General features: G+C 28.0%; 24 protein-coding genes. 4 read left to right on the forward strand and 20 right to left on the reverse strand.

The features are described from left to right. Positions 1–213 precede the first annotated feature (213 nt). The 8 genes from GXK56_RS28520 to GXK56_RS28525 form a co-directional block, all read right to left on the reverse strand. Complete coding sequence (locus GXK56_RS28520) at positions 214–345, reverse strand: hypothetical protein (RefSeq protein WP_279283095.1); 132 nt, start codon at positions 343–345, stop codon at positions 214–216. A 5-nt stretch (positions 346–350) separates the two neighbouring features. Then, complete coding sequence (locus tag GXK56_RS07755; protein WP_160686882.1) at positions 351–1,172, reverse strand: hypothetical protein; 822 nt, start codon at positions 1,170–1,172, stop codon at positions 351–353. A gap of 1,765 nt (positions 1,173–2,937) precedes the next feature. Continuing rightward, on the reverse strand, positions 2,938–3,750 hold the full coding sequence (locus GXK56_RS07760) for a radical SAM protein (protein ID WP_160686884.1): 813 nt from the start codon (positions 3,748–3,750) through the stop codon (positions 2,938–2,940). Positions 3,751–4,714: 964 nt separating this feature from the next. Further along, positions 4,715–5,269 (reverse strand): zinc-ribbon domain-containing protein, encoded by a 555-nt coding sequence (locus tag GXK56_RS07765; RefSeq protein WP_160686886.1) that lies wholly within the window; start codon positions 5,267–5,269, stop codon positions 4,715–4,717. Positions 5,270–5,344: 75 nt separating this feature from the next. After that, positions 5,345–6,133, reverse strand: a complete 789-nt coding sequence (locus GXK56_RS07770) for a lysozyme (RefSeq protein WP_160686888.1) — start codon at positions 6,131–6,133, stop codon at positions 5,345–5,347. A 705-nt stretch (positions 6,134–6,838) separates the two neighbouring features. Further along, on the reverse strand, positions 6,839–7,048 hold the full coding sequence (locus GXK56_RS07775; protein ID WP_160686890.1) for a hypothetical protein: 210 nt from the start codon (positions 7,046–7,048) through the stop codon (positions 6,839–6,841). Between the two features lie 323 nt (positions 7,049–7,371). Then, positions 7,372–7,920 carry an RNA 2'-phosphotransferase gene (locus GXK56_RS07785; protein ID WP_160686892.1) on the reverse strand — a complete coding sequence of 183 codons (549 nt, stop codon included), beginning with the start codon at positions 7,918–7,920 and terminating at the stop codon, positions 7,372–7,374. A 347-nt stretch (positions 7,921–8,267) separates the two neighbouring features. Beyond that, complete coding sequence (locus GXK56_RS28525) at positions 8,268–8,708, reverse strand: cell wall-binding protein (protein ID WP_160686894.1); 441 nt, start codon at positions 8,706–8,708, stop codon at positions 8,268–8,270. Between the two features lie 257 nt (positions 8,709–8,965). On the opposite strand from GXK56_RS28525, the gene GXK56_RS07795 reads away from it, so the two are divergent. Then, positions 8,966–10,146 (forward strand): IS3 family transposase gene (locus GXK56_RS07795; RefSeq protein WP_160686896.1). Its coding sequence is split into 2 segments (ribosomal slippage): positions 8,966–9,242 and positions 9,242–10,146, totalling 1,182 coding nucleotides; the frame shifts between segments, so codons are not numbered across the junction. Between the two features lie 95 nt (positions 10,147–10,241). Here GXK56_RS07795 and GXK56_RS07800 read toward each other — a convergent pair. Further along, positions 10,242–10,397 (reverse strand): hypothetical protein, encoded by a 156-nt coding sequence (locus tag GXK56_RS07800; protein WP_243156049.1) that lies wholly within the window; start codon positions 10,395–10,397, stop codon positions 10,242–10,244. 252 nt (positions 10,398–10,649) lie between these two features. Between GXK56_RS07800 and GXK56_RS28085 the strand changes: the two genes are divergently transcribed. After that, the gene (locus tag GXK56_RS28085; RefSeq protein ID WP_243156050.1) at positions 10,650–10,847 is read left to right on the forward strand and encodes a helix-turn-helix domain-containing protein; all 198 of its coding nucleotides are present in this window, start codon (positions 10,650–10,652) and stop codon (positions 10,845–10,847) included. A 78-nt stretch (positions 10,848–10,925) separates the two neighbouring features. Here the strand turns inward: GXK56_RS28085 and GXK56_RS07810 are convergent, their stop codons facing one another. The 9 genes from GXK56_RS07810 to GXK56_RS07850 all read right to left on the reverse strand — a co-directional run bounded on the left by GXK56_RS07810 (position 10,926) and on the right by GXK56_RS07850 (position 19,702). Continuing rightward, positions 10,926–11,177 carry a hypothetical protein gene (locus GXK56_RS07810; RefSeq protein ID WP_243156051.1) on the reverse strand — a complete coding sequence of 84 codons (252 nt, stop codon included), beginning with the start codon at positions 11,175–11,177 and terminating at the stop codon, positions 10,926–10,928. A 218-nt stretch (positions 11,178–11,395) separates the two neighbouring features. After that, the gene (locus tag GXK56_RS07815; protein ID WP_160686898.1) at positions 11,396–11,803 is read right to left on the reverse strand and encodes a hypothetical protein; all 408 of its coding nucleotides are present in this window, start codon (positions 11,801–11,803) and stop codon (positions 11,396–11,398) included. 154 nt (positions 11,804–11,957) lie between these two features. Continuing rightward, positions 11,958–12,515 carry a DUF1003 domain-containing protein gene (locus GXK56_RS07820; RefSeq protein ID WP_160686900.1) on the reverse strand — a complete coding sequence of 186 codons (558 nt, stop codon included), beginning with the start codon at positions 12,513–12,515 and terminating at the stop codon, positions 11,958–11,960. A 167-nt stretch (positions 12,516–12,682) separates the two neighbouring features. Further along, positions 12,683–13,939 carry a right-handed parallel beta-helix repeat-containing protein gene (locus tag GXK56_RS07825; RefSeq protein WP_160686902.1) on the reverse strand — a complete coding sequence of 419 codons (1,257 nt, stop codon included), beginning with the start codon at positions 13,937–13,939 and terminating at the stop codon, positions 12,683–12,685. Positions 13,940–14,051: 112 nt separating this feature from the next. Beyond that, positions 14,052–14,708, reverse strand: a complete 657-nt coding sequence (locus tag GXK56_RS07830) for an endonuclease V (RefSeq protein ID WP_243156056.1) — start codon at positions 14,706–14,708, stop codon at positions 14,052–14,054. Between the two features lie 293 nt (positions 14,709–15,001). Next, the gene (locus tag GXK56_RS07835) at positions 15,002–15,157 is read right to left on the reverse strand and encodes a hypothetical protein (RefSeq protein WP_160686906.1); all 156 of its coding nucleotides are present in this window, start codon (positions 15,155–15,157) and stop codon (positions 15,002–15,004) included. 150 nt (positions 15,158–15,307) lie between these two features. Continuing rightward, complete coding sequence (locus GXK56_RS07840; RefSeq protein WP_160686908.1) at positions 15,308–16,936, reverse strand: tetratricopeptide repeat protein; 1,629 nt, start codon at positions 16,934–16,936, stop codon at positions 15,308–15,310. Positions 16,937–17,092: 156 nt separating this feature from the next. Next, a complete protein-coding gene (locus GXK56_RS07845; RefSeq protein WP_160686910.1) occupies positions 17,093–18,436 on the reverse strand; it encodes a DUF445 domain-containing protein in 1,344 nt (447 codons plus the stop codon). Between the two features lie 15 nt (positions 18,437–18,451). Further along, complete coding sequence (locus tag GXK56_RS07850) at positions 18,452–19,702, reverse strand: DUF445 domain-containing protein (RefSeq protein ID WP_160686912.1); 1,251 nt, start codon at positions 19,700–19,702, stop codon at positions 18,452–18,454. Positions 19,703–19,937: 235 nt separating this feature from the next. Here GXK56_RS07850 and bioB point away from each other — a divergent pair, with 235 nt between their 5' ends. Both bioB and GXK56_RS07860 read left to right on the forward strand, forming a co-directional pair. Next, a complete protein-coding gene (bioB, locus tag GXK56_RS07855) occupies positions 19,938–20,894 on the forward strand; it encodes a biotin synthase BioB (RefSeq protein WP_160686913.1) in 957 nt (318 codons plus the stop codon). A gap of 14 nt (positions 20,895–20,908) precedes the next feature. Then, on the forward strand, positions 20,909–21,460 hold the full coding sequence (locus GXK56_RS07860; protein ID WP_160686914.1) for a biotin transporter BioY: 552 nt from the start codon (positions 20,909–20,911) through the stop codon (positions 21,458–21,460). Positions 21,461–21,509: 49 nt separating this feature from the next. Here GXK56_RS07860 and GXK56_RS07865 read toward each other — a convergent pair whose 3' ends face one another. Both GXK56_RS07865 and GXK56_RS07870 read right to left on the reverse strand, forming a co-directional pair. Further along, positions 21,510–22,154 carry an HD domain-containing protein gene (locus GXK56_RS07865; protein ID WP_160686915.1) on the reverse strand — a complete coding sequence of 215 codons (645 nt, stop codon included), beginning with the start codon at positions 22,152–22,154 and terminating at the stop codon, positions 21,510–21,512. Between the two features lie 52 nt (positions 22,155–22,206). After that, positions 22,207–22,947, reverse strand: a complete 741-nt coding sequence (locus tag GXK56_RS07870; protein ID WP_160686916.1) for an SDR family oxidoreductase — start codon at positions 22,945–22,947, stop codon at positions 22,207–22,209. Positions 22,948–23,304 lie beyond the last annotated feature (357 nt).

Raw genomic sequence — 23,304 nt, forward strand, 5'->3', positions numbered from 1 at the left:
GGTTTACTATGGCAGTAACAATTTATTTTCTCATTCACAAAAAAATCAATAACTTATCATATTAAATTAATTTAATTTACTTAATACCTTAATGTTAACAAAACTCGAAGTTGTTATAAATAATGATGAATTTAATAAGGTAGTTATAAAAAGGCCATAAACATTCAATTTCCGAATATCTATAGCCTTCTGATTTTTTCGTATACTATCACTTTATTTTATCTTCAATATAAAATATTTAGCAAAAAACAAATTTTTTTTTATAACTTGCTCTTGCTCAATTCCTTGTTTATAGCCATTTTCAATTAACATGTTATCTAATTCAGTCATACTTATTTTATCCATTTTCACTAATTAGTTTCAATAGTTTTTCTTATTATTTGAATTTGTTCAATTGTTAATTCTGTTAATTTGCTAATAAGTTCATCACTCATGCCTTCTTTAATGGCTCTTTTAGCAATTTCTATTGAATTTTCTTGCTTTCCTTCTAATTTTCCTTCTTTTATTAAGCTTCTACCTAGTTCAGTCATTTTTATCTCCTCCCTTACTTTTTCTAAATCTTTACCTTCCAAAAATTTACTTGCAAAAGCATATAGGATTGACTCTACATCATATCTATAATCTTTATCTATATCCTTAATTACTCTAATTGCATTTATTATTTTATCGCTTTTACTAAGCTTACCACCCATTATTGGTGTAAATGTTAATGATATAATATCTTGCTTGCTTAGTTCTTCTTGATTGTTTATTTTATTTATTATATCATTAAAAATTGCATCCCCATCCTTATTAGCCATTGAGATTGCCTTAACTTGATACGAATTCATTCCACATTTATATTCACTTATAGGATCTTTAATATCTCCTGAATAAACTACATAGGTTTCAACCTCTTTACCTGTTTGAAAATTAAGAAGTGCCTCATAAGTTCTAAATCTTCTTAAATCTGAAATGCCCTTCTCAGTTGTTTGAAACTCAAAGTGTATATAGCTATCATCTTCCATTAAAAATGTATAATCCATTAACATGTTCTTTATTTCAAGAATAACAATTTCAGTAGATCCCGCATCTTTTACTTTTCTATTTATACCAAAAAATTTCAAACCTTCTTCCGCAAATATGTCCATTGCTCTTTTCATTATCATATCTTCATAATTTATTTGTTTCACCAATGCACCTCCTCATCTGAAAAATGTTTTTTTATTACTTTAATTTATTTTTCTTAATAAGCTTTTCACTTATATGAGTTTAATTTATTAAATAAATTTTAACATATATAAGTAAAATTCTAAATAGCATAACATTATCTTGCCATGCTTTTATACAATCTGCTATTAATATTATATCCAACATTCATCTTATATAAAAGCCTATCTGTTATTGTATAACACTAAAATAATTCATCTCTTAACTATAAAAAAATCCCCTCTATATTTTTAATTTATCTCTTTAAATAATTTATATTTGTCTGCGTAACCATAGGTAGTAAGCTAGATATTTATTATAACAGCTCCAAATATAAATTAGAGTTATTATTTCAGGCTTTAATTATAACTATTTTAATAAATTCCTATGATTTATTTTAAACTATATCTATTAACTTATAACCTAAATAAGGAGCATAACACACTATGTTAGCTCCTCATTCTAAATCTCTGATAAGAACATGAATATGATTTTATATTTATTTTATTTCATAATTTATCTTTTATCTGAGAGAGGGGGAGGATTCCCTCCTTTCTAAAGATTAGAAAATAAATTAATCATGATTATTTCTAGCCATAAAACATATAATTACAAATGCTAATATGCTAAAAATTGAAAACATAAGATCATATTTACTCATGTTCATATCACCTCTATTCTATTTTAAAAGTAAGTACTTATATATATCCATTTATAATATTAAACATATAATTGTATAAATACAGTAACTAATAATTATTATATTAGATATACACATTAGATATAACTATAATTCTTATTTAACTCATATAAAAGATAATTTGAATATTATCCTAATATTGTGATTTTTCATTACTAAATTTAAATTTTTAAGTTATAACATGTAGGATACCTTTAATAATCAACGTTTTACGCTATAAAATTTTCCCGACTTTTTCCCGACTAAGTTCTAAATAGATATAATTTATTATAATTATCCATACGCATACAAGTCAGTATTTAAGCTACTTCGTAGAGATTTATAATTAAATATAATGCTATGTAATTGATATTTTTCAGAATCAGGAGTTCGATTCTCCTATGGGTCACCATTATAGTAAACATCAGCATTTAGAGAGCTAAATTGTTGGTGCTTTTTAAGAATTATGCATCCCAAAATCCCAAGTTCATATTACATAGCCACCCAAATCTGAATCGACATTTCTAGACTCATCGTCTCCGTAATTTTCATCAAGTACTGTAATAATCTCTCAAATGCTTTGCAACATCTCTTTTGCATATTTTGATTTCGGCTCTTCTAACTGTTCTAATTTCCATATCTTTTTCATGAATATCTCCTCCTTCAAAATAGAAATAGGAATGCTTAAAGCTTCATATTACTTCAGGCATTCCTGTTCTTAGTTACACAATTATAATATATATTTAAGTTTTATTTTGGGTCAGTATTATTTTTTTGTAAAATTTCTTCATTATTGATATAGTTCACTGTAAGGAATTACAAGTCAATAACTTTTACATAGTCTTGACATTTTAATTTTACAGGCGTCGTGGCTCACTGTCATTTGTACGATTTGGTGAAGCCCTTAGAATTGTTCAAGATTACCCACAGAAACCAAAATTATTTATTATGCCAAAACCAGACTACAAAAAATAGATTATAAGCCCAAGTGCATAGTTAATTCAGATAACTACACACTTGGGCATGACTTACTAATAGTTTAAAAATGCTTATTTTCTGTTATGTTAATATTACTTAAATATATTTAGAGTAGAGTTATATCCGGCCCTTAACCTTTGATTAACTGCCCTCATATCATAGTGCATACTCTCTTTCTCACATGTTTCCACAAATGTATGCCACAATTTTTTACTGTTAAACGGCCAGCAGCGGTAGTAATCCTTATATCGTTGCAAAAATTTTTCTGAAATTCCGGGATAATGTTTTTCTGCTTCATGAAGAAAATAATCACGCTGAACATCAGCCATGGTTACTTGAGTTGAAAGGTATATATAATTAGCGCCGTAATTCTTAGCTTTTTTCACCATTTCTTGTACGTTTTCTTTAGTATCTGTTATATACGGAATCACTGGATCCATTAATACACCAGTTGTTATTCCGTTTTTAGTCAAATGCTCAATTGCTTCAAATCTTTCTTTTGTTGTTGATACAAATGGTTCAACCTTTTTACATGTTTCATCATCCGAACAGGTAATAGAAAAATTAACGCTGGTAGGTGAATGTTCTTTTATGTCTAATAAAATATCTATATCTCTGGTCACTAAATTGCTTTTCGTAATAATACATGTTCCAAAATTAAATGCGTTGATTAATTCTAAAGCATTCCTTGTTAATTTTAGTTCCTTTTCTTTAGGATTGTATGAATCTGACACGCCTCCCATTAACACGACACCTGTTCTTACATTCCCCCTAAGTTCGTCGCGAATTATTTGCAATGCATCCCTTTTTGCTCTTACGCAGTGGAAATTATCAGTTTTTTCATAATAACTACTTCGAGCATAACAATATATACATCCGTGGCTACAGCCCCGATATATATCCATAGCATATTCAAACGACAGATAATTCCAATTAGGTATACATTTCCTTACAATCGTCTTAGCATCTATATATTCCATAAACCACCTCTAAATTTACTAATACATAGTATCTATTGATTACCACATAATTGCATGCCTCATGTTTTCAAGTGTATCCATATGTTCCCTCCCTTCACGCTAAATATAATATAAGTTAAGGGTAAATACCCGATATTATTTGCAAGTATTTGTAGATTAAAGTATTCCTACTTTGTTGTGCATATTAAATAAATTCGCTTCATCTTGTGCTTATACAATTATATAACAGAATACTATTTTATACTGCAAAAACTATAAGAAAAGATTATATAAGGTAAATCGATTTCGCAACACCACGATTTTACTGTTGTTTTGCTCACTGTCAACAGAACGATTCAGTGAAGTTCTTAGAATTGTTAAGATTATTTAGAGAGGAATATTATATTCTCATTAATCTTGCTAAATATTATAACCAAAAAGGAAATATATTCTCATACCATTTACTTCAGTTCTATCTTCAGCCTTATCTAAAAGATTTCTAGGTATTTTAATACTTCGGCCTGTCCAATTAGATAAATATGCAATACAATCCCTGATAGTTCATCATCTACTAAAAATAATGATATAGTAACGCCTTTCCCCATTATATTCCTCCAGTTATATAAAAATAAGCTACTTAAAAAACAACTAATTTTTATAGTATACTCTAACTTTTATGTTTAAAACCTTCAATTTTCACATAAAATCAATACACATTATCCACTATATGTAATATACACTCTTAATGTTTTAGCCTTTGATTCATCTAATATAACTTCTTAATAATAATCACTGTTAAGTTAATATTCAAAATTAGAATTCTAAGTACAATAGCTATTTGTTTTTTATCAAATCACTCTAAGGCCGCATTTTAGGCGCATATTCTTCAGAATATATATGGTAATATGGTTTATATAATTAAATTCATTTCATTTATGAAGAAATCATATCTTTTAGGTTTAATCCATTCAGGGGAATACTCATTCTCAAAGCCTATTTCAAGTTTTTTTAGTACAATAAACATAAGTTTGTTAGGGAAGCTTATACCATCACTGCAAATCGGACAACTAAAACCTTTATTTACTAAGTTGTATTCTTGCATTTCTTTAGTATATCCGCATTCTGGACATTTCAGCAATACATTTTTGTGACTGCCTTTTGAAATCTTATAGCTATCTTTTATATAAACAAAGTATTTTGATAAATTAGGATGTGTTGTAGATATATCGTTTAACCCTTTGATTATTTTTCGAGGGTTGGTACAACAAAAATTACATCCAGTACCACGATTCAACTGATTTTCTAAAATGATATCTATATTATTACATTCTAAGCATTTATACTTATATGCCTTTAAATTAGAATTAAGAGAATTTTTCTTTCTAATTTTTTCTAGTATTTTAAGCTTTTTACCTTGCATAATTATTATTTGATTTACCGAATATTTATAGTCTATATTTTTCAATAAAAATCCTTCTTTCTAATTTTGTATATATATTACTTATAACATAAAATTAGAAAGAAGAACATATTAATATTTTTAAATGTTTCCCGTGTAATCCCCCGAAATAAAAAGGTTATATTCTTTAGTTCTTCTTCGGTAAAGCCCTTCTAATCTTCTACCTCCACCATTACTCCATGCTTGAAAATTAGATCTTATAGTTTCAGCATCCCTTACACCAGCAACTACATTTTTATATAATGTTGATCCAAGTAAAGCACCTGTTCCACAATTATATGCAAAACTTACAAGTGCATCAAATTCGTTTTGTAATAGTGTTATTCCTTTATCGTCTAGGTCAGCCTTAATAACTTTTGCATATTTTGTATTGACCAAATTTTTTAACATTTCACTTGCCTCGGTTTCTGTAACACTTTTCAATCCTTTGATTTCATCTCCAGTCATTCCATAGCCTAATGTTAACACTCCAGCTTCATCATAATATGGAGTTGCTGAAAAGCCTTCCCATGACTTTATAAAATTGATAAGTTCATCTGATACTAAATTATTTTCTAACATGTGACCACTTGAATCAAAAGTATACTCTTTGCCATCTATAGTAGCAGTGCAATTAATATAACAAGCGCCTTGATATCCATTACTTTCGGTTTCTAAATAATACCATATATCCTTTAACTTAATCCATCCAGTTTTCATGTCTCCATTTTTTTCGTCTAGATAATACCATCTGCTATCTTTATCTTGAAACCAGCCTGTATTCATTACTCCTGTAATTTCATCTAAATGATACCATTTACCTTTATCATTGTACCAACCCTTGATCACTTTTCCATTATCATCAGTTACACACCATTTCCACTGCGACATATATCATCACTCCTCATAACATAATATGAAATAATAACCTTAAAGGCTAATACTAAAAACATAATAAATAAAGACAGCACAGAGAAATTAATCTCCATACTGCCTTTTAAAAAATTATTATATTTTGTTTTCTATTTCATCTTTCAAATAGAAAACCATTTTTCTGAACACAATTATTTAGAAAAGAAGATGCTTTCAAACCAACTCTTCAAAGCTTGTATTTTCCTATGCCTTGGCGAGTTAAACTAAAAAATATTAGTAACTTTTATCTTAATAATATAATACATGAAGACACTGAAACATTTTACTAAAGTTTCTATTATTAAGTATCTATCTATGACTAGAAGTATGTTTACACCTTTTTCTTTTAATTCATTTTACTTTTATGAATTTGATGAGATATAATAACATTCTATAGCTGCAATATTAAACTAACTCTATAAAAAAAGCTGTACTATCCATGTTCATAATGAGTAGTTCAGCTTTTTTTGCTTTAATAGGATTTATTCTATCAGCTAGAGTTCTTACACTCAATGCTAATTAATATACATAGGCGTATAAAAATCTCTTTTTAAATCATCTTCAATTATTTAAAATTATTGTGTTTTGATAATTAGAAAAGGTAGGCTAAGCATTCACCACTCACCCCACCTTTTTTGTGTAATTGTTATAAAAGTTTATTTACATAAAATAAAATCAAAATTATTAACAATCAATACATTTTATACAATTTATAGCTTTTCGTTTTGCCTCTTGACATCCATCTACAACACCTCTTGAATAACCACGACAATATTCTTCTTCACGTGCTGCCTCAACTCCATCGCAATACCCTTGATTATAAGCATCTGCTAACTGTTGTTCTGTTATACAGTTATTTGGGCACACTCTTACTAATTTTCTTCCGCAACTCATTTTTTCATCCTCCTTGATATTATAAACAGACTTATTATTTTCACTTTATATTATGATAAATATTCAAATAAGTTCTTAACTAAAATAAAGGACAGCACAGAAAAATTAATCTCCATGCTGCCCTTAGAATAATTCTAATATTCAAACTAATTACTCCAATGAATACTTATTGCATATATATGCTGAACTATTTTTGCTTGAAACAAGTACCTCTGTTCGATGAGCTGACCCATTGTAACAATTCATTAGGAATGAAATAAATTTTATAGATTCTTCTATTTAATTTTCATATATATCATTTGAAATTCAAATATAGAATTTAACTATAATTCTTTCGTTAAATATTTAATTGGAACGTAATCTGTCAGCCATACTTTATTTTCAGATAAAAAGAATTTATAACCATCTTTATACATTTGTGCACTATCAATTTTAAAAACAACTAATTCGCCATGTCTCTTACCTACTTTTTCAGCTGTCTCAACATCTGCCGATAGATGAACGTATTGTCTGCTTTGCTTCTTTATTCCTTCTTTACAGATGCATTCACTAAACCTTGTTGCCGTTCCATGATATAATACTTTGGGAGGCTCTATAGCTTGCAATTCAAGATTTACTTTAATCGAATGCCCCTGATTGGCTTTAATTTTACTTTTATCATGATTAAATGAATATCTTTGTTTATTATCTTCATCTACAATTCTTTCAATATCCAATATCGTTACTTTATATCCTTTTCTGTTTAATCCATTCATTAAATCCGAAGTTTTAATATATCCATATTCATCTAATTTCAATTCAATTTCTTCTGGCTTATGTCTTAATATAAGACTCATAAATTTACTAATTCTCATATCTTCTTTACTTGTCATTCTTTTAATCTCCCTTCATATTTCTGATCTTGTATTACTACACAATATTTTATATATTCAAAACCAAATAATTTCTTCTATCCTTATTTTTATTTTATGCTTTTTAATAAAATTCACCTTAGTTATAACTATATTTTACCATATTCAATTTATTTCAACTACATTTCGTAATTTTCTTTCGTATTATTAACATATAAAATAAGTTGCCTATAATAAAAATATAATTTCTATTTTGAGGCAGTTCTTGTAATAATAAAATATTCATTTCTATTAATTAAATTCATTAACCAAATCAAAAAAGAGACAGCTTGAGTAAATTAATACTTTTGCTATCTCTTAAAATATCTCTAATAACATTTACTACAAGGGCCATAACCTTCCGATTGTGCTTCAGATAAAGTAATATGTCTTGTATCTTTCATATTGCTGCACTTTGGATTAGAATGATATTTCTTACCATTCCCACTACTTGCAACATACACTATTTGGCTTTTATCATTAGTAGTGGATATGCTATTTGTGCTATATGATAATGATCCACTAGTCCAAGCTCCGCTGCTACCAAGATAATAGTCACCTATCCATTCATCATGAGCCATATATCCATCAGAATAGAAATAATACCATTTTCCTTCAATTTGTCTCCACCCAGTAGCATAAGAATTCCCCTCAGTATACCACCAACCTGTAGAATTTGATCTCCATTCTGCATTAGCAGCTACTGGTGTTATTGCTAATAATGATAATGCCATCATAAAACTAGCAATCAGTCTTTTAAATTTTTGCATTATTAAACATCCCCCTTCATAATTACTTCAATAATATTTATATTTCTACATTATTATCCAATTTCCTCTAAAATGTAATAAATATATTTATTTTTTATTATGAGTTGAATGTTATTAATCCTATAATTGACTTATTCATTCAAAAAGAGATAGTGTTTTGTTTAATTTCCCTTAATGCTACCTCCATTGATGCTAGTATAGTTTTATGGACACATTTTGAAAATAAATTATAATTGAATTAAGAGAGGTGTGTCTAAATGAGAAAGAAAACTTATACGGAAGATTTTAAGAAGACTATAATTGAAGTTTATAATACCGGAAAACCAATTAAAGAGATTTGTGAAGAATATGGCGTATCAACAACATCACTTAATAACTGGATTAATCAAGTTCAGTCAAAAGAAAAAATTTCAAAAAAACCTATAATAGCTGTTAATAAGAACAAAAATAATGAGCTAAAAGAGAAAAAAGATGCTGAAGAAATTTCAAAGTTAAGAAAAGAAAATGAAAAAGTTAAAATGGAACTTGAAATATTAAAAAAAGCTATAGCCATATTCTCACAAGACCACGAGATATAATCAAATTTATTGATAACAATAGAGAAAATTATCCGGTAAGAGTTATGTGTAAAGTACTGCATATGCCAAAGAGTACTTATTACCAATCCCATCACTATACTCCGTCCCGAAGGGCATTAGAAAATGAAAAATTAAAACAAAATATACTTGAAATTTATAATGAAAGTAATCATAGGTATGGTGCGCCCAAAATTCAAAAAATCCTTGAACAATCTGGGAAATGTATTAGTATTAAGCGTGTTCAACGTTTTATGAAGCAATTAAATATTCATTCGATAGTAATTAAAAAATTTAGACCATCAAAAGCTAATAAGAAAGTTATAGAACGCGAAAATCTACTTAATCAAGATTTTTCAACTACTAAAATAAATGAGAAATGGGTTGGAGACATAACATACATTCACACATTAAAGGATGGATGGTGTTATTTAGCATCTGTCATGGATTTGCATACAAGAAAAATAATAGGTCACTCATTTTCAAAGACAATAGATTCTTCCGTAGCTATTGCTGCTTTAGATAATGCTTATAAGATTCAGAAGCCTGTCGGGTCTGTTATTTTTCACTCTGATCTTGGCGTACAATACACAAGCACAGAGTTTATTAATAGATTAAAAAAATATAGAATGAAAAGCTCAAATAGCAGAAAAGGATGTCCTTATGATAATGCATGTATTGAGTCTTTTCATTCAATTTTAAAAAAAGAACAAGTAAACAATGTTCAATACTTAGATTTTGAAAGTGCAAAACTAGATTTATTTACTTTTATTGAAGCGTGGTATAATCGTAAAAGAATTCATGGCTCTATCGGTTATATTACCCCACAAATGAAAGAAGATTTAGTACTAATAGCAATTTAATAAAAAATGTGTCCAAAATATTGACATAGATCCATATATTCCCCTATGTAATATTCTAAAGAATAAATATAAATTAATACTCATCCTTTTAATTATCAAAACGAAATTATCCTCTCTCGATACATTTCTGAACAATTTATTGCCTTTAACATCTTTACTACTGAATTATCATTCCAAAAATGCATTGGATACGCTTTATCTGTTTTAGTATTTTTCATAAAATAATCAAAACCTAAGTTAAACCATTCCATTGCCTACAATCTAAAGCTGGGATAGCTGCACCTTGTTCATGGCGAGTTGTAATGAATTTAATAGTATGATTTTATCCAAAACTGATGTAACTTTATTGCAACTAAAAAAAAGACCTAGTTTTATAACTATGCCAATGGAATACAAATTTTCTTGTTAGATTTCTTCAGGAGATTTCAGATAAAACCCTAATCCTAACAGACAAAATAAAAACATTGTCCTTAAAATCTATCAGACAATGTATTGTTGATTTTTTGTTATACGAAAAATATATTCAAAAAAATAATGTTATAAAGTTAACTTTAACTAAAAAACAATTAGGAGAAAAATTTGGAATACAAAGACCTTTTCTATCTCGTGAATTAAATAAAATGCGTAAAGATGGATTAATAAAATATGATGCATATTCTATTACAATAGTAGATGAAAATTCATTAATGAATTCTAAGTAATAAATTTTCTCTACCCAATATTAATGTTTTTCCAATTTCTTAATAATAAAAATGCCAGTTAAAAGTATAATATTTTATTTAGATTTTCCATAGTATCCAAGTAAAATTATCTATATCATATTTAATCTCAAATATAACTTCTCTATCACTTATGAAAGAGCTACACTTGAATAATAAAATTCTGTCTTCTAATTGAGTGCTTATAATTTTCTCTATCTTTATAACTTTATAAGTATCATTTTCATCTATTCTAAATTTTATAGGTTTTATACTTCCGTCAATATCAAAATAAGCTATAACTTCAATTTCTTTAGAAACAACTTTCATCATCTTATCTCCTGATTATTTAAAATACAAATATCAACTTATACAAACATACGTTTGTTTATACATTACTACATTTAGAGTATTTTGTAAATATTTATCCCAAATAAAAAGAGGTAATATTTAAAGTTAATCATCTAAATACTGCCCCTATTGTTGTAATTTTTTATACTTTAAAATATATTTGATAATCCATTGTTATAGCTATAGCTCTGACTTTCCTTTTATAATCCTACATGAAAAATAATTAATAATATTAATATAAAGGATAATATTTTATGAATTTTTACCCACGATCCTCTCATATTTTTGTTTATTCCAAATCCATATATACCTAAAGTAAAAACAATCCACATTACTACTGCTGCAACAAGGCCAGATATTGACAAACCTCTAAAACTATACATTAAATAAAAATGAATTGCTATTGATATTGAAGCTATTATTCCAGCAATTTTATGGTACCTTACTACAAATTTCATAATTCCTCTATAAATTCCTATAAATTTTTGTTTATCTTTAGGTAGCTTATTTACATAATTTTTATTTATATACTTCATAAAAAAATTAAGTAATGCAATTACATAACCCCAAACACCAATCCAACCAAACAAACCTGCCATTTCTTTCATAATAATACCTCCTTAAATATGATTTTAATATAGTATTCTACATACATTTGTAAATACCTTTGTAAAATCAGATATTTTTAGAAATAAAAACATACTAAAAATGCAGCCAACTTAATGACTGCAATCTTTTATACGTAAAATAAATATATTCCCTTTAATTAATATTCTTCAATTCTTCTATTGTTTTCAATAAATTTTCTATAGTTTTCGTATTCTTTTCTTGTTGCTCCATTAGCACATCAATTTTATAGTGCAAATCTTCTATTATTATTTCTGATTTTAAATTAACTAGATAATCATTTGCAGCAGTTAATCTATCTTTTTCAGATTGACGATTTTGTGACATCATAATTATTGGTGCTTGTATAGCAGCAAGACATGATAATACTAGATTCAAAAATACAAATGGATATGGATCAAAGGCTTTATTGCTTAAAATAAAAGCATTTCCTATAATCCAAATTGCTAATACCATACCGAAACTTATTATAAATTTCCAGCTTCCACCAAAGGCTGCTATTTTGTCAGCTGCTCTTTGTCCTAATGTTGAATTTTTATCATCTGTTTCATTTATATTTTTTGATATTTTTCCACTGATTAGTTCATGCATCAATTCTTCATTAATATTACTTCCACTTAAATCTTTATCTTTTTCTAATATACGTTGTATTAACTCTTCTTTGCTTAAAGATGTTTTATCATTCCCATTCATATGCTGTTTCCTCCTCATGCCCCATTAGTTATTATTCATGGAATCATTTCATACTACCGTTAATAATCTCTAATAACTACGAAACCTATATTCTACTTCACAACAAATTTAATAATATATATATACTTCTATTTATTTGGGTATATCTTTATTTTATATTCCTTTTATTACAAAATTATAGCACTAGGAACTATAAATTTTCCTTCTATATTATTGTTAGTAAAAACATTCATTTCATTATAATTTCCTTGTAACTCTCTAATACCATAAGCACAATAAAATTCTTGATTATTTAAAGTATTACTATCTATTATTGAATTTGTAACTTTATAATCTGCAAAAATACCTGTATTCCAATCTTCTCTCCAGTACCACAAGTTGCCATCTATTACTGAGTATCCAATATTTTTGAGTATGTTATTTCTTACTTTAACATTATTAGCTCGTAAAAGATAAATACCTACATTATCAGGCTTATCTATATTATTATTTTCAATAAATGAATTAGCTAATTGATTAATTTCAATTCCCATGTAATGTGGATTGCTTATAGTATTATTGCTTATAGTTATTTTATTTCCATAATAACTTGTTTCTACTGGATATTCCACTTCTGCTGACACTTTGATTGCAGAAGCTTTTGAATTTTCTATAACATTTCCTGTAATAATATTGTTCTCTGAAGGAATCGATACATGTATTCCATTTGAAGCAGAATTTCTTATATTATTATTTTTTACTTGAGAGTCTCTACATATATAGAAAGCAATTCTTGTTCCATTCACTATATTATTTTCTACTAAACCATTCTTTTGAACTGAAAAAGACACACCATCTCCCCAGTACTTTGAATATACTATGTTACTAATCATTTTGTTATTATAATCCATATCGCTCTTCTCAAATCCGCTGACTGGATTAATAGATATATCACTCGGATAGTTTTTCCCTGAAAAATATACAGCAAAGGTACTATTATCTCCATATATTATGCAATCTTGCAAAGTTATATTATTTGAATTTCCCTCTGAAAATCCTGCGAAGCCAGATGCCGAATTGTCAATAGTTAAGTTTGATACCATAACATTATCAGCATTATGCACACCTATACTATCACAATTTTTTTGAGTTTGAACGAGCTTTGTATTGTTCTTATCTTCTCCTATTAGCTTAATATCAGCTTTATTTATTTTTATCATGCTATTAAGATTGTAAATACCATTTTTTATATAAATATTTTTTACTCCATCATTTAAAAGTTGATTAATCTTAACATTAATAAATTCCCCACAATTTGATTGATCTATTACAACAAAACCTGTAGGTATCGTTTCCGCCTTGGCTTTTTTTGTTCCAACATTACTTACTAAAATAAAACTCCATACCATTACTACTGAAATAATTCTTCTCCAATTTAAAAGCATTTATTATTCCCCCATTTATTTAATAATATGTATCAACTCAAAAATAAAAAAGACACAATTGTATTAACATCTTCCTCTATAAATTCAACATTATCTATTATTATACTTAAATCTAGACCTCTTTTTTTATATATACACTTCTCATTTTATGTGTTGCAATATCTGCATATCTGGTTGGCATTGGTATATGACTATCTTTTCCTACTAATTCCTTTGTAATCTTAGTAGCTGTATCCAAATCAATATAGTTTCCCACGGATATGAAGATTGGCTTAACATTTTTACTGGTTCTTAATGCTCGTCCATATATTTCTCCATCAATAACTATATCAGTATATGCCCCCTTTTCGTTTTCAGGCATAACAAAATCAACATTATTAATCTTATAATAATTTTTTGCAATACCAATTGTTGGTTTGTTCAAATAAAAAGATGCATGTGTAGCTATTCCCATATGCCTTGGGTGTAAATACCCATTTCCATCAAAAATAAATAAATCTGGATTAATGCTTAGCTTTTTTATTCCTTCCAAAACAAGTGGTAATTCTCTAAAGGCCAAATAGCCAGGAATATATGGAAATATAATTTCACCTACACTATGTACTTCTTCTACTATTTCTCCTGTTGTGTAATCCAACACAACAATGCTACACACAGCTTTCTCTACCTCCTCTTTCCAGTATGCCAAATCTACTCCTGCAACATACTTAATATTCTCTGTTTGAAAAGGAATATGTAAATTAATCTTATTTTTCAAATCCAACTGAATTTCCTTACATCTTTCTTCTGAATCATATATAAAATCATTATTCTCCAACCATCTCACCTCTAGTTAAATATTTTACTTATTTTTATGCTTCTTAGTATTAATTGTAATTATTGGCCTGTACAAAATTTTATTGAATGTATAAATAAAGTTCCTACAGAAACAATAGACAGGCTATGGTAAATGTAGAAACTTATAATAAAAATCTATTTTTCAATTTAATACTTTAATTTTGTTTATTGGAAATTTAATATAGGTACAATTATCCAAGGTCCTTTTTATTTATCGAATTTTATCTATCCTTTTCCAACTATTCCACCCTTTTTTCCTTTGCCTTTATCTTTATTATTAGGGAACCCAATTTCTGAAATACCTTGAGCATTCCCTGTACTTAAATCTGCTTGCTTTGTATACACTGACTTTCTTTTCTTTTCATTATCATCTATAGACATAAAATATACCTCCAATAACTATAATTTTTATAGTACTATATTAACCAATATTACAAATTATAATTACAGGAAATGCGGCCCAAAATTCTATTGATATGGGCAAACTGTCGTTGTATATATGTAGCTTTTTCTAGCAGAATAGTTCAAATTCTAATTATCCCTTAATATATCTTTAATTAATTTTTTTAAATTTTTACTATCTTCAAAGTTTGGATCTAAACTTAAAGATTTTTCTGTATATTCTAGTGCTCTATCAATTAGTTGTAAGTTGTAGTAACAAAGTGCAATTTCATAATAAGTTTCAGAGCATTCACCATAAAATTCTAATGAAGTTTCAAAAAATCTTAAGGCATCAATATCCTGCCCCAAATAACCTAATATTGAACCAAAATAATATCCTAAATCACCTTCCTCTCCAATTGGGAAATAATATTCCCAAACTTTATTGATTGAATCAACAAGTTCATCTTGAGGGAAGTTTTCTTCAGTTTGTATTCTTTCAAGTAATATATTATATAATTCAAGCAAAGTTCTTGAATCCCATATTGTAAACCTTAAAAAAGTTAAAAGTTCTTTAGTAGTTAAAGACTTACTTAAAGGCATAATTGCTTTTTTCATGTTATAGAAATCATCTGGGCCTATAGTTTCCATGACATCATTATAAGCCATTGAAGTTTCTATAAATTCATTGGTATCTTTACTTAATAAAAATAAAGATACATTTACATTTTCATGTTCATATATACTATGTATTGCTTTTCCACCAAGCTCATTAAAATATAGTTCTATAGCATGGAAGTTAACAGTCATAGAAATGCATCCATGTTTTGATAGGAACGGATGATAATTACCTATCATAGCTTCTTCATTTTTATAACCCTTGTCAGCAGATATTAAAATAACATCATCATTAAATAATTTTCTTAATCTTGAAATACACCTTAAGCCAATAACAGGCATATAGAATGCTGTATCCTCCAAAGAATCTTTATAATGCATAAGTACATCATTAAAATTCTTATCCTCGTAATAATCGTTGCCTTCAATTTTTTTATCTGTGTAATGATAGTTCAAGCCTGCCAAAATTGATTTATCTTCTGGATCACGCTTTTCTTTATCAGAAACTGTAATTACTCCTTCAAAAAGTTCTCCATTATTAACATAAAAAGTATCTTGAGGAAGACTATCAAAAGTGTAATTAGCAAATAAGATTAAAGGATTTTTCATATTTCCACTAGATAATACTTCACCACTATGCCTAAGCCTGATTTCTTCATCTTTAGATATATCAAATGTTGCACAGTCAAGGATACCAGATTCAAAGTAAGGCTGCAAAAAGCTGTGACTTTGCCAATATTCAATATTTCTCTCTGCAAAATCTGTTACTATGTATTTAAATTTAATTCCTTTTAAAGAAGAATTCTCAACCATATGTAAAAATCTTTTTAAAAAAGTATAAGTAAATCTACCTACTCCTGCAGCAAGTTCCATAATATAAATTACAGTGTCTTTATCTATATTTTCTCTTGCAGCATAGTCTCTTAAATATCCAAACACAGTTTTAGCATATTGGTTTGCAATATAGGGGTTTGTTGTTATGTATTGAGGTACGATTCCTTTAATCCATGCCTCTGGTCCCTGATTAGCAAAAAAATCCGTCTGTAATTTCCATAACATGGACTGTGATAATGGCTTTTCAGCCTCTACTATAACTCCAGGATTCTCCTTATCATTTATATGAGCTCTGGTAATATTCAATTTTTTATTTTTTTCTGACAAAACAATTCCTCCCTAAATATGAAAACTCAATTTCAACAAAAATATTGTTAACATGATTATACTATTGACATTAAGTTATGTATATATAAGTTACTATTCCAAATCAAAAAAATATATAACATAAGAAGTATATTAATCACTTCTCATGTTATACTTTTACATTCCAACCCATCCTCTAATTATCGGTGCAACTATAGGACCATAAAATAAATTCACAAATAAATATAGCATCATTCCAACTACAGCCCCTACTATGGAACCATTTATTCTAATCCAGTGTAAGTCATTTCCTGCCTTACTTTCAATAAATTCGTTTAAGGCTTCGTTTGTAAATCCTCTTAAGGTTTCCTTTACCATAACGCCTAATAGATGATGTTCAGCCTTTATTACTTTCATGATATTTTCTTTAATATATGCTTCTAGCCAGCTTTTAATATTCTCATCTTCTTTAAAATTTCTCCAATACTTATTTATTTGGAGCATAAGCCATTTAATTACTTGAGAACTATTTCCCTTTGAGTAATTTTCTATTTGAGCTGGAGCATTAACAGAAACTTCAATTACACCTTTTATTAATTTTTCAAGTTCTTCTTTTAATTGAATTCTTGTTATTATTTCTTCTTTCCAATTTTCAATAGACTTTATTGTTACAGGATCTGTCTCCATTTTTTGTACTGCTTCCTTAATCATCTGATCTAACTTTATATACATTGGATCATTTTTATCTTTCATATTAATTAATATTTTAAGTAATTCCAACTGCAATGAATCAGCTGCATCCTGAATATTAATGCTATTAGTTCCCTGTGCTATATCAAGGGATAATTCTAGAAACAGCTGTTTAAAGCCTGTTGTTTTACTTTTTCTTTTTTCAACAACTTCATTAAGTATTTTGTAAATTTCATTTTTTGTGCTATCCTTCTTAACAAGAATTATTAAACCATTGATTATAGTTTCTAAAACATGTTCATATTCACCTTTTTCAATGGCCCAATCAGCTAGTTTTTTTAGTCCTACAGAAATATTAGTATTTTTCAATTTACCTTTTAAAAAGCTTTCAATATTTTCAGCTATATTACCTGTATCAAATTTTCTAGATATATCTTGTGCATATTTTTCTATTAATTTACCCACACTCTTTTTTGTATTTGGATTATCTATATATGAAATAAGTAAATCAATTATATGAAGTTCTTTTATTTTTCCCTCAATAAATTGAGAACTAAGCAGTTCATTTTCCACCATTACTGCTACTGAATCTATTACCTTATCTCGGTTTCTAGGTATAATTGCTGTATGCCAAAGAAAACCTAAAGGCTTTTTAAATAGGGCTGTAACTGCAAACCAATCTGCAACACCTCCAACTAAAGCCGCCTCAATTGTAAAACTTAACATCCTTACTGTAAAATTATCTAAGATAAATATTCTAAAAAGTGTAACTAAACTAAATCCTAAAAATAAAAACAATAATATTCTATTGGCTAATTTTTTATTCTTCATATATTCACACCTCAATTAAATCCAAAATGTTAAAAGAAATACTGCCATGCCTACAAGTCCACCTACTACAGAGCCATTAATACGAATCATCTGCAAATCATTTCCTACTTTGCTTTCAATTAGATTTACTATCATATCATTTGAAAACTTATTTAAATTTTCTTTAACCATAATACCTAGTTTACTATGATTATTATCAGCAAATTCCATTAATATTCCCTTTACCTTAAAATCTAATTGATTTTGCCATTCTAGATTCACTTGAAATTCTTCTATAAGTTTATCAATTTGTTTTTCTATTTTTTCTTTTAAATTATTAACTTGAGAAGGATTTTCCAAATTACTCTTTCTTATATTTTTTATAACTTCAGCTATTTTAGTATGTAATTTTAGCCCATCCTTTAGCTGAACAGCCTTCCAGTTTTCTATCTTTTGTTGTAATTCAGAATCAGCTTTTAACTCCACAAACTTTTCATCTATCCATTTCATAAACTTTTCTCTAACTTCATGTTTAGGATTTTTAAACTCCTCTAAGGAATCAACTAATTTGTTTTGAACTATAATAGCAATATCTTGAGGTGATAATTGAAATAACATATCAAAAATTATTGTATTTACAAATCTTCTTCTTTTCATGCCTTTTTCATAAGATTTCATTGTTTCCTCTACCAGCTTAACAATGAGCTTAAGCCCTTGCTCTGTTTTTGCAAGCTTTTTCAATTCATCTATAATAAAATTAATTAATTTTTCATCATACCCTTTTTTAATAGACAGCTCACCTGCAGCTGCAATTATAGGTGATATTTTTAGCTTAAGAATATTATCTTTTATTAATCCTTCAAGTAATTTCCCTGCGTCCTCAGGGTTAATATTCCATATTATATCTTCAACTATTTTTACTGTTACTTCCTTAAGCTGTTGCTTTTCATTATTTATGCTTAAATATTTTATTAATAGTATTGATATACTATTTTTATTAATCATTTCATTTATATTGTCCTTTGTCAGTAGTTCCTCTCCTACCATATCACTTAAAGCATTAAATATATTTTCACGATTTCTTGGGATAATCTCTGTTTTGAAAGGAATTCCAAGAGGTTTTCTAAATAATGCACTAACTCCAAACCAATCAGCAAAGCCTCCAATCATTGCAGCACAAAAGGTACTGCTTAATAAGCCACCCAAAAAAGTATTGTTAAATGGATATGTAATAAAAAATCCAATAGAAACTAAAACCAAAATAAATGTTGCCTTAAAGTAATTCAACTGCTGCTACCTCCTATTGTGTTTATTATATTTTTCTATTATTGCTTAAAATTTGAAATATTTCAAGTTTATTAATCAGGTTTCTCTATGCAAATTTAATTTTCACCTTTTTTATGATGCTCTTTATATTTTATCGCAATTGTAAACCTCGTATCAAAATCGAGTTGACAATCCATGTTATTAATTATATACTAAGTTAAACTTACTTTGACAATTTGATACGGGGTGAACTAACATGGAAAATATATCCGAAGAAATTATATCAGGGAAACGCCTGACTAGAAGTGATGATTTAGAATTTTTATTAACTGTAAACTTAGAAGAGCTTTGTTCAGGAGCAAATAAAATTCGTGAAAAATTATGCGGCAATAAGGTAGACCTTTGTACAATTATTAATGGACGTAGCGGAAAGTGTAGCGAAAACTGTAAATTTTGTGCTCAGTCTGCTCATCATAATACTGGCATTAATGAATATGCTTTTTTAGATCCAAATGTAATTTTAGACGATTGTAAAAAAAACGAGGAAAATGGTGTGCATCGCTATTCTATTGTTACAGCTGGAAGGTCATTAACAGGAGCTGATTTTGATAAAGCTATACAAGCCTACAAAATGATGCATGAAGAATGTTCAATTAACTTATGTGCATCTCATGGTTTCTTAACTGAAGAAGAATTTACACGCTTGAAAGAAGTTGGAGTTACAATGTATCATTCTAATATTGAAACTTCCAAAAGAAATTTTCATAATATATGTACTACACATTCATACGAAGACAAAATCGCTGAAATTAAACTTGCTCAAAAGTCAGGTCTTAGGGTTTGTTCAGGTGGAATTATAGGAATGAGCGAAACCTGGAAAGATAGAATTGATATGGCTATTAGTTTATCAGAACTTGGAGTTGTATCAATACCAATCAATGTATTAATGCCTATAAAAGGTACTCCATTTGCTAATTTAGAAAGAATATCTCATGATGATATTTTAAGAACAATAGCAATTTTCCGTTATTTAAATCCAACTGCTTATGTTCGTATGGCAGCTGGCAGAAACTATTTTACAGATGGAGGCACGAAAATCTTCCAATCTGGTGCTAACGCAACAATTACTGGTGATATGTTAACTACTGTAGGAAATAACACTGAGCAAGATAAATTTATGTTTACAACGCTTGGCTTTGAAATTCAAAATTAAAAGGAGGATTAATTATGGAAAACACAAAAAAAATGAATACTTATCAATTAACATTGATTGGAGTTATGACAGCAGTTACCTGTATCCTAGGTCCACTGTCACTACCTATTGGAATAGTTCCAATTTCATTAACTAATCTTGCAATTTATTTTGCAATATATGCACTAGGAGGAAAAAAAGGAACTATTAGTTATATAGTTTATCTTTTCATAGGTCTTATTGGTCTACCTGTCTTTTCAGGATTTTCTGGTGGATTTACTAAATTATTTGGGCCAACAGGTGGATATTTATTTGGATTTATTTTTATGGCATTTATTAGTGGTATTTTCATTGACAAATTTTCAAGTAAAATTTATATGTGTTTTTTAGGAATGGTACTAGGTACAATTATTACATATATATTTGGGTCAGCATGGCTTTCATATCAGGCACATATAACATTTAATGCAGCCTTAACAGCTGGCGTTCTTCCATTTATTCCAGGAGACCTAGTAAAAATAGTAATTGCATCATTAATTGGACCTCAAATAAAAAAACGACTTATAAGTGCTGGATTATACCAATAAAAAAACGGCTCATATCACACGATGATTTGAGCCATTTTCTATTCAATGATTATATTAGTCCTTCCCATTCATTAAGAAATTCTTTTAGAAAATTCTCCATATATTTATGTCTCGATTCAGCTATAGTTTTAGCTGTTTCTGTATTCATTAAATCTTTTAACTTTAATAGCTTTTCATAGAAATGATTAATAGTTGTTCCATTTGATTTAGAATATTCTTCTCCATTCATATCTTTACGTGGTTTTTCATTTGGTATATGCATACTTCTATTTTTACTGCCTCCATATGCAAAGGTCCTTGCAATTCCAATAGCTCCTATTGCATCAAGTCTATCCGCATCTTGTACTATTTTTCCTTCCAAACTCTTTGGAATTTGAGTATCTATACCCTTAAAAGATATTGTAGCAATTATTTCGCATATTGCCTTTATTTTTGTATCAGCTATTTTATTTCTTTTTAAAAATGCTTCTGCATTTGACGAAGCTCCTACATTTCCACCAAATACTTTATAATCATCTACATCATGTAATAAGGCAGCCAATTGTACTATTTCTAAATCAGCATTTTCGCCTTTGCAAATAGAAGTGGCTAATTTATAAACTCTAACACTATGATAATAATCATGCCCACTATAATCATTTTGAAATCTCTCCTGAATATATAGCAATGTTTTTTCTAATAAATCTTTATTCATAATTATTTCTCCATTATCAAAAAATATATTTTTTTATTTATCTACTTCTAAATTACAAATCTCTTCTCATCAAACTATAGCTCTGACCTGTTGGTCCAACTAATGGTTGTGTTGCCATGAATAGAGCTAGATTTGTTACATCTTCTGGTTTCTTAATCCATTCACTGTCAACTGAAAAGGCAGAATCATTATCTTTCATGCTGTCGTTTCCCATATCTGTTACAACAGGTCCTGGAATCAATTCATTTACACTAATATTAAATTTATATAACTCTTGAGCTAAAACTCTGGTTAACATCCATAATCCTGCTTTAGAACATGAATAAGCTGCATTATCTGCTCTCCCTTTATGTCCAAGTCCTGAGCCTATAGTGATTATCTTCCCGCCTTGTTGTTTCTTTAAATATGGAATTGCTGCCTTAGCTGTATAAAATGCTCCTGTAAAATTCACATCCATTACTTTTTTCCACTCTTCAATAGCTAATTCTTCAATTGGTGCTTTATCACAATCAACACCTGCGTTTATAACTACTATGTCTACTCTACCATATGTTTTATAAATATTATTGAACACTTTTTCTAATTCAGTATAATTGCTAACATCACAAGCTAATGCTATTGCACTCTTATTTTGTCTTTTTATATAATTTGCAGTATCATCTATTTCATTTTGACTTCTTGATATGCAGCATACTTTTGCACCATTGAGAGCATATGATATTGCAATAGACTTTCCGATTCCTCTTCCTGCTCCTGTAATAACTGCAACCTTATTTTCCAAATCAACATTCATAAAAATCCTCCTAACTATATAATTTTTCTTTTTAATCAAAAAAAATACAATAAATCATATTATATCACATACTATAAAAAAGAAGGTATATATAACCAAAAATTAATATTGACATCTAAGATGAATTTAATGTATATTTTAATTAATAGATTTCAGAAAAGAGAGGTATTTTTGTGAGTGTTTAGTATCTAAATAGTAAATTTTAATATTGATTCAAAAAAATTGAGGTTTTATACCTTTTATTTGTTGTTGAATTAATTATAACTATTAAGATACAAGTCCACGAATTTACTTTATACAAAGGTAATATAGTTACCTTTATTAATTGTTGAATTTTAAGCTGTGGTAGTATCCATG

This window comes from Clostridium sp. C2-6-12, from assembly GCF_009928485.1.
Lineage (GTDB): Bacteria > Bacillota > Clostridia > Clostridiales > Clostridiaceae > Clostridium.